General features: G+C 60.8%; 11 protein-coding genes. 7 read left to right on the plus strand and 4 right to left on the minus strand.

The features are described 5' to 3' along the window. Positions 1 to 23: 23 nt before the first annotated feature. The 4 genes from ACO06F_RS10395 to ACO06F_RS10410 are packed head-to-tail and all read left to right on the plus strand — an operon-like array spanning position 24 to position 4,242. On the plus strand, positions 24 to 1,520 hold the full coding sequence (locus ACO06F_RS10395; protein ID WP_421696659.1) for a sugar ABC transporter ATP-binding protein: 1,497 nt from the start codon (positions 24 to 26) through the stop codon (positions 1,518 to 1,520). Next, complete coding sequence (locus ACO06F_RS10400) at positions 1,517 to 2,497, plus strand: ABC transporter permease (protein WP_421692689.1); 981 nt, start codon at positions 1,517 to 1,519, stop codon at positions 2,495 to 2,497. The genes ACO06F_RS10395 and ACO06F_RS10400 overlap by 4 nt, the downstream gene beginning before the upstream one ends. 10 nt (positions 2,498 to 2,507) lie before the next feature. Next, positions 2,508 to 3,488, plus strand: a complete 981-nt coding sequence (locus tag ACO06F_RS10405) for an ABC transporter permease (RefSeq protein ID WP_421692690.1) — start codon at positions 2,508 to 2,510, stop codon at positions 3,486 to 3,488. Between the two features lie 22 nt (positions 3,489 to 3,510). Next, on the plus strand, positions 3,511 to 4,242 hold the full coding sequence (locus ACO06F_RS10410) for a lysozyme inhibitor LprI family protein (RefSeq protein ID WP_421692691.1): 732 nt from the start codon (positions 3,511 to 3,513) through the stop codon (positions 4,240 to 4,242). A gap of 102 nt (positions 4,243 to 4,344) precedes the next feature. Here the strand turns inward: ACO06F_RS10410 and ACO06F_RS10415 are convergent, their stop codons facing one another. Continuing rightward, positions 4,345 to 4,626 (minus strand): hypothetical protein, encoded by a 282-nt coding sequence (locus tag ACO06F_RS10415; RefSeq protein WP_421692692.1) that lies wholly within the window; start codon positions 4,624 to 4,626, stop codon positions 4,345 to 4,347. Beyond that, positions 4,623 to 4,946: a hypothetical protein gene (locus tag ACO06F_RS10420; RefSeq protein ID WP_421692693.1), complete on the minus strand. Its 324-nt coding sequence runs from the start codon at positions 4,944 to 4,946 to the stop codon at positions 4,623 to 4,625. Before ACO06F_RS10420 ends, ACO06F_RS10415 begins: the two co-directional genes overlap by 4 nt. Before the next feature lie 161 nt (positions 4,947 to 5,107). On the opposite strand from ACO06F_RS10420, the gene ACO06F_RS10425 reads away from it, so the two are divergent. Further along, positions 5,108 to 5,818: a response regulator transcription factor gene (locus tag ACO06F_RS10425; protein ID WP_421692694.1), complete on the plus strand. Its 711-nt coding sequence runs from the start codon at positions 5,108 to 5,110 to the stop codon at positions 5,816 to 5,818. Continuing rightward, a complete protein-coding gene (locus tag ACO06F_RS10430; protein WP_421692695.1) occupies positions 5,812 to 7,221 on the plus strand; it encodes an ATP-binding protein in 1,410 nt (469 codons plus the stop codon). Before ACO06F_RS10425 ends, ACO06F_RS10430 begins: the two co-directional genes overlap by 7 nt. On the opposite strand, the gene ACO06F_RS10435 is transcribed toward ACO06F_RS10430, so the two are convergent. Together ACO06F_RS10435 and ACO06F_RS10440 are read right to left on the minus strand one after the other, a co-directional pair. Continuing rightward, entirely contained in the window at positions 7,218 to 8,816 is a 1,599-nt protein-coding gene (locus ACO06F_RS10435; protein WP_421692696.1) for a N,N-dimethylformamidase beta subunit family domain-containing protein, read from the minus strand. The genes ACO06F_RS10430 and ACO06F_RS10435 overlap by 4 nt on opposite strands. A gap of 12 nt (positions 8,817 to 8,828) precedes the next feature. Beyond that, positions 8,829 to 9,986: a serine hydrolase domain-containing protein gene (locus ACO06F_RS10440; protein WP_421692697.1), complete on the minus strand. Its 1,158-nt coding sequence runs from the start codon at positions 9,984 to 9,986 to the stop codon at positions 8,829 to 8,831. Positions 9,987 to 10,135: 149 nt separating this feature from the next. On the opposite strand from ACO06F_RS10440, the gene ACO06F_RS10445 reads away from it, so the two are divergent. Further along, complete coding sequence (locus ACO06F_RS10445; protein ID WP_421692698.1) at positions 10,136 to 12,601, plus strand: alpha-ketoacid dehydrogenase subunit alpha/beta; 2,466 nt, start codon at positions 10,136 to 10,138, stop codon at positions 12,599 to 12,601. Positions 12,602 to 12,616: the final 15 nt, after the last annotated feature.

Below are 12,616 nucleotides of genomic sequence, written 5' to 3' on the forward strand. Positions count from 1 at the left end.
ACTTGGCTCAGCCCCTGCTCACCATGACAGGCGTGTCGAAACGCTATGGCGGCGTGACGGCATTGAAGGACGCGGACCTGTCAGTGCTGCCCGGCCGGATTCATGCCGTGCTGGGCGAAAACGGGGCCGGAAAATCGACGCTCATCAAAATCATGGCCGGGGTGGTGGCGCCCGATGAAGGGGCAATCACGCTTGACGGCCAGGTAGTGAGTTTTGCAACGCCTGCCGCCGCCAATGCTGCGGGGATCGTCTGCGTGTTCCAGGAATTGTCGCTGATTCCGGACCTGCCCGTGGCTGACAACATCGTTATCAGCAATCCGCCCCGGCGTTTCGGCCTCATTGACCGCAAGGCGCAACGCGTGCAGGCCGAGAAGGCTCTGGCGGACGCCGGAGCTTCCGGCATTCATCCCTCCGCCCTCGTCAGAGACCTGTCTTTGTCACGCCGCCAGATGGTGGAAATCGCGAAGGCGCTGGCACGCCGGCCACGCGTGTTGATCCTTGATGAGGCGACGTCGGCATTGACGGCGGCGGATGTACGCAACGTCTTTGACGTGATCAAGCGGCTGCGCCAGGAAGGCACCGCGATCGTCTATATCTCACACCGCATGCATGAGATTGCCGAACTCGCTGATGATTGCACGGTGTTCCGCAATGGCCGCAAGATTGCGACCTATGCCGCCGGAACAAAGACGGACACGGAAGTCGTGGAACTCATGATCGGGCGGGAATACAAAAATGTCTTTCCGCCAAAGTTCACTGGTGAGAGACAGTCAGTGCCCGCCCTGACCTGCCGGGACCTTTCCTGGGCCGGGCGGCTCAATGATATCTCCCTGTCGCTGCATGCAGGCGAAGTCGTGGGGCTTGGAGGGCTTGACGGACAGGGCCAGCGTGAACTGCTGCTCGCCCTCTTTGGTGTTCTGCGCGGCGTCAACGGCCGCATTGAAATCGCTGGACATCCGGCGGAGATCGGCGATCCCTCTGACGCCAAGAGCGGCAAGGCCGCGATGGCACTGATCCCCGAGGACCGGAAGACAGAGGGGCTGATGTTGCCGATGAGCATTGCGGAAAATCTTTGCTTTGCAGCGCTCGACCGCGTGTCGTCCAACGGCATCATCAATAGCAAGGAGCGCGCGCAGAAGGTGGCGCGCATGATTGACCTTCTGAAGATCAAGGTCGCAGATCCCGATCTCCCCGTCTCATCCCTGTCCGGCGGCAATCAGCAGAAGGTGGTGATTGCCAAATGGTTGATGAACAATCCACGTGTCGTGCTCCTGAATGATCCCACGCGTGGCATCGACGTGGGGACCAAGCAGGAAATCTACGCGCTTCTGCGCAAGCTCGCGGAAGACGGCGTGGCGATCCTGTTCTATTCGACCGACTATGACGAATTGATTGGCTGCTGTGACAGGGTGCTGGTGATGTATGATGGTGCAATCGTGCGCACGCTGGAGGGTGAGGCCATCACGGAACATGCGTTAGTGGCAAGCGCCCTCAATATCGGCGAGGCGCATCCGGCATGAGAGATTGGCGCTTTTGGCTGGCGGAAAACAAGAACACGCTGCTCGCTGTTGCGATCTTCGTTTTCATGTTCGTGCTTTATGTCAGCAACCATCCGGCAGGCTTCACCGCCAATGTGGTGCAGACCTCTGCCAACAAGGCGACACTCCTGGCCTTCGTGGCCATGGCGCAAGCCATTGTTATCATCACGGCCGGAATCGACCTGTCGGTGGGCATGATTCTGACGCTCGCCAATTGCCTTGCCTCCTGGATCGTCGTCGGCACGATGGGCGAAACCATGCTCGGCGTCATTGGCGTTCTGATGGCGGGTGCACTGTGCGGCGCGGTAAACGGGCTGATCGTCATCTTCGGCAGACTGCAGCCCATCGTCACGACGATTGCCACTGGCGCCATGTTCTATGGGATCGCTCTGTTCCTCAGGCCCTTCCCAGGAGGGGCCGTGAACGAGACGCTGGCAGATGCGATGACGGGAAAACTGTTCGGCGTGCTGCCTGCCAGCTTTGCAGCCTTGCTCGCGGTGATCCTGCTCGTGTGGGTGCCTTTCAGCCGCTCCGTCATCGGGCGGGCCGCCTATGCTGCGGGCTCAGCGGAGCAGGCGGCCTATATGTCAGGCATGCCGGTGCGTCTTGCGAAGTTCACCGCCTATGTGCTCTCGGGGCTCCTCTCTGCAGTGGGCGGCCTCTATCTCACCTTCTTCAGCTATACGGGTGAGGCCGCCTACGCGAGCGGGAGCACCTACACCTTGTTCTCCATTGCGGCGGTCGTTCTGGGCGGTGTTTCGCTGATGGGTGGGCGCGGCAGCGCCATCGGGGCGGTGTTTGGCGCACTCGCCTTCCGCACCATTGGTGATTTGCTGTTCGTGTTCGATTTTGACCCGCTCTGGCAGCCGCTTTTCCAGGGCGTGGTCCTACTTGCGGCCGTCAGCATCAGTGCGCTGGGGCTCCTCAGGGTCCGTAACAAACTGGACTGGTTCCCATGAGGCCAAGGGCATGAGCAGCAGCACACCACCTCTCAAGGCACGCAGCTTCCCACTTCCACGTGGCGTGGACCCGGCAGTCCTCATTGCCTTCGGCTGCATCCTTCTGCTGCTGATGGTGGGCGCCATCTATTCGCGTAACTTTCTCTCGGCCACTTATCTTCTCCAGCAGTTGAAGGTCGCATCCTTCCTGGGGGTGATCGCCACGGGCACGATGATGGTCATTCTGCTTGGTCAGATCGATCTCTCTGTTCCGTGGGTGGTGACCGCAGGTGCGATGATGGCCTGTGCTGCGGCGAGCTTCGGTCCAATGGGCGTGGTGCTTGCAGTGCCGGTGGGCATTCTCTGCGGCGCGCTGATCGGCCTGTTCAATGGCTTTGCCACGGCCTATCTCCGAATACCATCCATGATCGTCACACTGGCGACCAACGCCGTGACGCAGGGGCTGATGGTAGTTTACACGGGCGGGTTCTCGCCCCAGGATTCTGCAACGCCAGCGATGCGTTATCTGGCCACCGGAGAGCTGATTCCGGCCGTTCCCAATGGTGTGCTCGTGTGGCTGGTAATTGGCCTTGGGGCAGTGTTCCTGCTCAATCGCACAACCTTCGGACGCTCGATTTATGCGATCGGCAACCGTGAACGTGCAGCCTATCTTTCTGGCATCAGAACGCGGCGCATTGTCATGCTCACCTTTGTGCTCTCGGGCGCACTCTCCGCCTTCGGAGGCGTTCTGCTGGCTGGCTATGCCTCCAAGGCAGCGCAATCCATGGGGGACGCCTATCTGCTCCCCGCCATTGCCGCGGTGGTCCTTGGCGGTACACATGTGCTGGGCGGGAAGGGCTCCTATCTCGGCACCGTTGCCGGCGTCGTGCTGATCACGCTTCTACAGTCCATTCTGTCAGTGATGCAGATCGAAGAGGCGGGGCGCCAGTTGATCTTCGGCGCGGTTATTGTTGCAATGCTTCTTTTATACGGACGGCAGAAGGCCCTTTGAACGTCATAGCCGAGGTGAGGCGATGCACAAGCAGACCTTGAGAGCCGCCGTGCTGACATTGCTCCTGGCGGGCGGAACGTTCTTCGTGGCGTGCGGGCAGCAGGCCCTGGCCGCGCCCTCCTTCGATTGCAGCCGCGCCACCGCGGCCGATGAAGTGGCAATCTGTTCGGATCCTGAGCTTTCGAAGCTCGATTCGCTGATTGCCGACGCCTATCAGACCTACCAGCCCGATTATCAGCCAAAGGAAGAGGTGGGGCGGCTTCTCTTGCGGGACCGTGCCTCCTGCGGCAGCGACAAGCTTTGCATTGCGACTGCGCAGTGGAACGCGCTCCAGACCTTTGGCGGCGATGCCCCTTGGGCACAGGCGATGGCCGTTGACGGAATTGCCAAGAGGGCAGCACTCGCATCGGAGGATGCGTCAGCCTTTTCCAAGGAGCCACCCACCAAACCTGCAGAATGCCGCAAGACCCATATGATGGACATCACCACGCGTTTCGGCAATCCTCTGACCCCCGATAACACGGACCAGGGCATCTCGATTACATATGACAATGGCAGCTTCGTCTATTCGTACGAGCGCGGCCACGCTTTTGATGGAATCATATCAGGCCAGGCTGCCGTGCTGTGCCTGATCACGGTGCCCTACGATTGTCCGGCAGGCGATGTCAGAGGGCGTGTCTACTACACACTTAACCTTGCGACCAAGCGCAGTTGGGTTTCTTCCGATACAGAACATGGCTGCGGCGGGGCCTGATCCCGCCTTTGCAAATGAATCCGGGAGGCTGCCAGGACCTCGGCAGCCTCCCGAGACGCCATGGCCTCGCGAGCGGGATGGAGATGGGCGAGACCGGGCGTATCAGGCCTTGCAGGCCTTGGCGCCGGCCATTGCCTTCTCGGCATCTGATTCCGTCTTGTAATAGTGCTTGCCGACCAGCATCTTCGTGTCGGGTTTCACATTGACGACGTCACAGCCCGGACCTTTCGCCTTGAGCGAAACATAGTAATGCGTTGGCTTGGCTGGTGTGGTGGCGGAAGCGGTGGCCGCCGGCTTTGCGGCGGTGGTCGCAGCTGCGGCCGGCATGATGGCACCAAGGCTGACGAGCATGGCAAGGCCCAGAGTGGCGGAATTGATCTTCATTGGATATCTCCTGTTGCGACGTGTTCGGTTCCAAGATCGGGCTTAATGCCGAGCGCGTTCAGGACCTTCACATAGGCGCGGTTGCCTTGTGCGGTTTTCCCTTGGGAACAGAACTGCTGTGCCTCGGCCTCGAGTGATTTCTCCCGGGACGACAGCACGATGTGTTTTGATTTGACTGCCGCCGTCAACTGGGACTGGAACAGTGCGCATCTCTTCACACCCGGCTTCACCTCCACTGCCTGCAACGCATCGGTCTGTGCTGCAAACAGCATCGAGGCTGACAGGACGGCCAGTAAGTTCGCTCGCGTTTTCCTTATCATGAGCAGGTCACCGTTCGTCCGTCTGGAGAAATGTCTACCACTCGCTGCACGGCACAGGGTGTAACGTTTGACGTCAAATCATTGCATTTTGTTGCACGCCGCAGTGCCGTCAAGACGCCACAGTCCTTTGCTTCTTGGGCAGTGTCAGGAGCATACGGCACATGGCTTCCCGCATTCTTATCGTCGACGACGACCAGGACATCTGCTCACTGGTGAAAGCCTATCTCGAGCGATCAGAGTTCGAAGTCGAAGTTGCGCATGACGGGCGGATGGCCCAGTCCGCCATTGACCGATCGTCCTTCGACCTCGTGCTTCTGGACGTCATGCTTCCCGGCAAGAGCGGGCTGGAGCTGTGCCGCGATTTCAAGGCGGAACGCAATGTCCCGATCATCATGCTGACCGCCATGGGCCAGCTGGCGGACAAGGTGGCGGGCCTCGAACTCGGCGCTGACGATTATATCGTGAAGCCGTTCGAACCCCGTGAGCTTCTGGCGCGGGCGCGCGCCGCAGTGCGCCGGCGGCAGCTAGAGCGGGAAGGAGGAGACATGCCGCCGCCCGGCAACTTCGAACATGCAGGCCTCAAGGTCGATGTAACACTCCGCACGGTGTCAACACCCGGTGGCGCTGCTGTCGCCCTGACCTTCGCCGAATTTGAATTGCTGGCGCTCCTGCTGGGCAATGCCAATGTGCCGGTCTCCCGCCAGACCATCCTCCAAACGGTGTTTGGCAGGCAGGCGGGGCTCTACGACCGGAGTGCAGACGTGCTGTTGAGCAGGTTGCGGGGCAAGCTGGCGAAGGCTGGCGTCTGCCTCAACATCGAGAGTGTGAGAAGCGTTGGCTATCTGCTGGCAGGCGAGGTGAACCGATGGTGAAAACGCTTCTCAGGCCCGGGCCGGGCTGGCTCATCATCACCGTGGTGGTCGCCTTGTTCACGCTTGAAATCACTGCTCTGTCGGTCGCCACGCATGTGGTTGCGCAGAACAGCCGTGCGGCGGATCTACTGCGGTTGCTGGAACGGGTAGACGGCGCGATGCGCGCCATAAAACTGGCGCCCGCTGCGGATCGCCAGGCAACAGTGAAGCTCCTCGATCAACTGGCGCCCGGCGTTTCCCTTGGCAAGGCGCCTCTGGTGAACGACCCTGTGGCAAGCGATGACGAGCTCGCGGAGACGGAAGACATCCTGCTCAGCAGTGTTGCCGCACGGGGCGCTATTGAACTTCGCGTGGCCGAAGACAATAGCGGCGGCGGCACGCGGAACCCGATGTCCTCGATCAGCTCCCAGGATCCGGGGCCTGTTGAGACTGGACTCACGCGGCTCTCGTCGAGCTACGCCAGCAGCGGCCGCTTCATTGCATCGATCCAGCTGTCCGACGGCATGTGGCTGAACCTGAGTTCGCCCCGCGCTCCGCCGCCGCCCCTGCTCTCGCCAGACAGCCTGTTCTGGTATGTGGTGTTATCAGGGCTCGTCGTTGCGGCCTGCGTCTGGGCGGTTCGGCAGCTCACGGCTCCTTACCGTCAGCTCGAGAAAGCCGTGACCGACATCGGGCATGACTTGCGGGTCGCTCCAATCGACGAGACGGGCAGCAATCCGGCACGCGGGTTGATCCGGGCCATCAACACCATGCAGCAGCGGCTGAAGAACTACGTCTCCGATTATGAATATCTTGCGGTGGCGCTGGCCCATGACCTGCGAACGCCGTTGACACGCATCCGTCTGCGCTGCGAACTCATTCAGCAGGAGGCGGGGGAGAAGATCGTGTCCGATGTGCACGACATCGAGGAGATCGTGAACTCCGTGCTCGACTTTGCGCGCTCAGGCGTTGCACCGCCGGCAAATGAGACGGTGGACCTGCTGGCACTGGCCGAGGGCACGGCTGACGATTTTCCCGGCGTAGAGGTGGCGGAAGAAACAGAGGCCGTGCCGCTTCTGATCTCATCAGACAGTACGGGGCTGAAGCGCTGTCTCTATAATTTGATCCAGAACGCGCGGTGCTACGGAGACACGGTGCGCATCGTGCTGAAGCGTGAGCGGGAAGATGCGCTGATTCTGGTTGAGGATAACGGTCCCGGCATTCCCGCGCGTGACCTGCGCGAAGTCCTGCGGCCATTTTATCGTGGTGAAGGCTCACGCAATCGAGCTTCTGGCGGCATCGGGTTGGGGCTCGCGATCACCAACCGCATCGTGCAATCGCTCGGTGGGCAGCTTGAGCTTGAAAACAGGCTGGAGGGGGGGCTTCGCGCCATCATCCGGCTTCCACAGGGTAGCTTCGCTTAGGCCAGGTACCGGTTCAGCACATTCTTCGTAACCTGCTGCACCATCGCGTCGTTGCGCGTAAGACCGATGATCCAGTCGCTCGAACCCGCATGAAAGATTTCACCCCGGCCGCTGGAGAAATTGACGATCATTCCGCAGCCGCGTTTTGTCTGCTCGATCGCCTCTGCATCCATTCTCCCGGTGAGAACCGAGGCAACATATTCTCCATCCTCTGTTCCGAGGAAGCTGCGTCCCGGCCGAATGGTCGCGCCCTCTTCAACGGTTGCGGCAAGGCCGAGGGCAAGGATCTGAATGTTTTCAGGGGCTTGAGCGGTGTCCGCGGGGTATGGCAGTCCACCGCGGATCTCATAGGGAAGGCCATCGACTTCATAACCGAAGATCCGGGACGCGCCGCCCAGTATGTCGCCATAATATAGGCCCGTGTTTTCGAAGGCCCAATGCTCCGGCCGGTAAACCGGAAATCCCTTCGCGCCTCGCGGCGAGCAGCCGGACCAGCTGGCGTAAAGCCCGTGCGTGGCATTGAGGCCGAAGGTCGCGGCGCCCGGGCGCCCAATCTCGTGCGCCTCCCATGATTCGGTCACGCGGTTGCGCGGGCCGGACGCCATGAAAGGGTCTTCCGCGCGGGCGATGTACTTGTAGCAGGTCTGGGTGCGGCCCTCATCAGAGAGTCGGATCTGCCACATGAAGTTACCGGCAAAGCGCGCGATTCTTCCGCCTTGGCGGACATAGGCATCAATCGCGTCTCGCATCTCCCAGGACCAGTATTCATCATGCCCGACAAGGGCAACACAGCCATAACCCTCGATCAGATCTGGGTGATAATGCAGGTCCGTCTGGCTGATGATGTCGAGCGCATAGCCCTGGGCCTCTGCCCAGGTTACGAAGTGGCGTTCAAAACTGGCCCAGCCTGAGGACATGTATTTCTTGGAATAGCCATTGGCAAAGGCCCATTCCATATGCGGGTAGCGTGGCTCGGAATTGATCGGCGGATCATCCAGCAGCACAGCGCGCGGTGCATCTGCGGGAAGCGAGACGAAGCCCTTGGCAAGCGGCCTGAGCAAGCTGAGCGTTGGCGAAAAGCGATCTCCTTTGGGGCCGCAGTAGCCCTGATAATGATTGGAGCCGCCCCAATCATTATAGGCTGTCCAGGTGGCTGTCGCCGCGATCAGAAGCAGGCGGCCACGCTTGTCACGTACCCGTGCCGGCCGGACGAGGAACATATGGTCGTGCACGTCGCCGCCTGCGCGGGTGCGGAGGATGTAGCCGCCGGATGCCCAGTCCTGCGAGACTGGAATTTCAATCGACACAGGCCAGCCGCAGCCGGTGACGGAGCAATCATCCGGCGTCTCGCGCCAATGACCCGGCAGGCCATCGCGAGCAAATACCGTATGGGGGGTGAGGCCATCATGTATGACCTCCAGGGCATAGCTCTTCGCATTGGTGCAGACGCTGACCCGAACCAGTTCACCCGGCGCGTACGACAATCGGTCGGAATAACTCCAGATCCGAAGGCCGAGGGGCGGCGCGTGCAAGGGACGCTCGGCATAATTGCCGAGAACAGCTTCGCGGACCCAGGCTTCGTCTCGTTCGCTCATGTGTTCCATCCCTCAGCGCAGCTCGCTGGCGAGAGCCCGGAAAAGCGCCAGCGTCAGACGGTCAGCCCCATCATCGGCGGGAATCGGTTGCGAAGACTGTTTCACCGCAACCATCCCCGCCTCCTGATCGACATAGATCCACTGGCCGTGAATGCCGATGGCGCAAAGAACGTTGGAAGACCGCTCCGGCACATACCATTTGGAGCGATACCGCCCTTCGGGGAACAGTGCTGCCATGTCACCACGTGACCAAGCGGCGGGGTCACCATTGTGGAGGATGTCGTCCACCCAGGAGTCCGGCAGGATTGACTTGCCGTTGAAGCGGCCCCTGCCCCGCATCATTTCACCGATGCGGGCGAGATCGGCGAGGCTCGTGCAGATTCCCCCCGCAGTGCGCGGAGCGCCATGGCGGTCCACCGTGATCAAGCCATCCTGCGCCATCCCCATGGGCTGCCACAGATGACGGGAGAGCAGGCTTGCGACACGCTCACCCGCTGCACGCTCAATGATCCAGCCCAAGAGGTCCGAGTTGGGAGACACATAATGGAAGCGGCCTCCATGCGCATGCGGCCCCTTGGGGAGGCTGGAGACGAAGGCGTTGAGGCCATCAGCGCTGGCCATTCCACCTGGCGGGTTCCAGCCCATGGCAACACGATAGCGCGCAACGTCGCCATCGGGATCGAGATAATCCTCCACGAACCGAATGCTCACCGTCATGTCCAGAACCTGGCGCACGGTTGCATCACCATAGGCGGAGCCTTTGGCTTCCGGCACGTAGGAGGTCACGGGGGCTTCGGTATCGAGCAGCCCTTGCCCCACGAGAATTCCTGCCAGCGTAGCGGTGATGGATTTCGAGACCGAAAAGACAATGTGCCGGGTCTCCCGCATCTGGGCGATGTAGCGCTCAGCCACCACCGCACCGTCCTTCAGGAGGAGAAATCCGTCCGTGTTCGTCTCGTCCAGCACGGTCTGTGCGGTCAGGCGCTGTCCATTCCAATCGACTTGCAGCTTTTTCAGGTCGAGCATCGGCCCCGATGGGAGAGCCGATGGAGATTCCGCCGTGGGAATGGGCACCGTCGGGATCAGTTCCTCGATATGAGTGAAGCCCCAGATATTCCAAGGGTGCTGGCGCCAGTTGGTGAGGTCGGCTTGGGAGGGAGTCGTGCTCATCTCCAGAGAATAGCACGGTGAAACGCCGGGACTGCCAGTCCAGCTATCGATCCGGTGCAGGGGAAGGCCCCGCCCGGGGCATGAACCACGGCTTGCAGTTTCCAAAACATTTGCGTATTCACTAACACAAATGTCTAGGTTGTAGGATCATGCCGAAATCCATCCACGTCACGCCCGAAGAATTTCACCGTCCTGGCCAGCTGAACTTTCCGCGCATTCCGCTTCACGCTTACACAAAGCCCTTTGCCGAGGAGCGTGTGGCACGCGGAGACAGGCAACTGACGGACGTGTTGCGGCACATGATGATCGTGCGCGAATTCGAGACCATGCTCGGTTCCTTCAAGGCCAAGGGCAGCTATCAGGGAATTTCCTACCTTTATAAGGGCCCGGCGCATCTCTCGCTCGGTCAGGAAGGGGCGGCGGTGGGTGCTGCGCTGGGGTTGGCAGCGGATGACCATGTTTTCGGCAGCCACCGCAGCCATGGTGAGTTCATTGCCAAGGGGCTGTCGGCAATTGCGCTTCTCTCTCCATCCGGACTTCAGGCGATCATGGAGGCCCATCAGGGGGGCGCATTACTCCGGACGGTGGAAAGACATCTTCCATCCTCCAACGCGACGAGCCTCGCGGAGAATTTCCTTCTGTTCGGGCTACTTGCAGAAATCTTCATGAAGGCCAACGGTTTCAACGGCGGCATGGGCGGCTCCATGCACGCCTTCTTCACGCCCTTCGGCGCCTACCCGAACAATGCGATCGTCGGCGCATCGGCAGGCATTGCCACGGGAGCGGCGCTCCGAAAGAAGCTCGCTGGAACAAACTCGATTGCGGTTTCCATGAGCGGAGATGGTTCCACCGGCTGCGGGCCGGTGTTCGAAGCGATGAATTTTGCCTCCATGGCACAATACAGGACGCTATGGACCGACGCCCGCAAGGGCGGGCTGCCCGTGCTATTCTTCTTCTCCAATAATTTCTATGCGATGGGCGGCCAGACCATTGGCGAGACCATGGGCTGGGACAGACTCTCGCGCATTGGCGCGGCCATCAACCCGCAGGCCATGCATGCCGAAACGGTGGATGGCACCAACCCGCTTGCCGTTGCCGAGGCTGTGGCGCGGAAACGCGAGCTGCTGCTCAATGGCGAAGGCCCCGCGCTGCTCGATGTCGAATGCTATCGCTCCGGTGGCCATTCGACCACGGATGCCAATGCTTATCGCACGCGGGAAGAACTTGCCGCGTGGGACGCACATGATCCGATCGCCAAGTTCGCCGCCCGGCTGATCGAGGCCGGGGTCATGGATGCAGACGCTGTCACCGCGCTGGGCGAGAGCGTCACCGCAAGCATCGCAGCGGTGACGCGCGCCGCCGTCGACCCTATTGCGGCACCTCCTGTCAACATTCATGCCAACCCGGCACTGATTGGCCAGTTGATGTTCTCGCATGTGGAGAGTCCAGTCCCTGATGGCGAGGCGAAGCTCCTTGCTGCACCTGAAACATCGGCGCGCATCAGGCAGGACGCGAAGAAGGCGCGCTCCGGAAAGAGCGATGGTGGCGAGAAGCTTTCTGCCATGCGTGCCATCACCTATCGCGATGCACTGTTCGAAGCCATCCTGCATCACATGATCCACGACGAGCGCCTGATCGCCTATGGCGAGGAGTGCCGTGAGTGGGGCGGCGCATTTGGCGTCTATCGCGGGCTCTCCGACATCCTGCCCTATGAGCGTTTGTTCAATTCCCCCATTTCGGAAGCGGCCATTGTCGCCACGGCAATAGGCCATGCGATGGAAGGCGGGCGCACGCTGGTCGAACTCATGTATGGCGACTTCATCGGCCGGGCCGGTGACGAGATTTTCAACCAGATGGCAAAATGGCATGCGATGTCCGCCGGCATTCTGAGATTGCCGGTGGTGCTGCGGTGTTCCGTCGGCAGCAAATATGGAGCGCAGCATTCACAGGATTGGACGGCCCTTGTCGCGCACATGCCTGGCCTCAAAGTTCTCTATCCCGCAACGCCCTATGATGCGAAGGGGCTTATGGCGTCTGCCCTCTCCAGCGAGGACCCTGTAGTCTTCTTTGAAAGTCAGCGCCTTTATGACACGGTCGAGACTCTCAGACCCGATGGCGTGCCGCCAGACTATTACCGAATTCCCATGGGCGAGCCCGACGTCAAGCGCCAGGGCCAGCATGCGACGGTCCTCACGATTGGTCCTTCCTTGTTTCCGGCACTTGCCGCGGCAGCGGAACTCGAGGAGACACATGGGCTGTCGCTCGAGGTGATTGATGCGCGGTCGCTGGTGCCCTTCAACTACGATCCCGTCGTGCAATCCGTTACCAAGACGGGGCATCTCCTGATTGTCAGCGAGGCTTCTGAACGTGGCTCGTTTGCGATGACGCTCGCGTCCAACATCGGGCGTTTTGCCTTTGGCAGCCTCAAATCCGCGCCCCGCGTGCTCGGTGCTCCCAACTGGATCGTGCCCGGTGCCGAAATGGAGACGACCTATTTCCCGCAGAGCCACGACATCATTGAGATTGTCACGTCTCATATGTATCCGGCCAAGCCCAGCAACCAGCGCGGCATACGGAACTGGGACGACCGCGATCTCGCCCGCAAGGGGCTTTGATTCAAGGAGAACAAC

This window comes from Aestuariivirga sp. (assembly GCF_965227715.1).
Classification (GTDB): domain Bacteria; phylum Pseudomonadota; class Alphaproteobacteria; order Rhizobiales; family Aestuariivirgaceae; genus Aestuariivirga.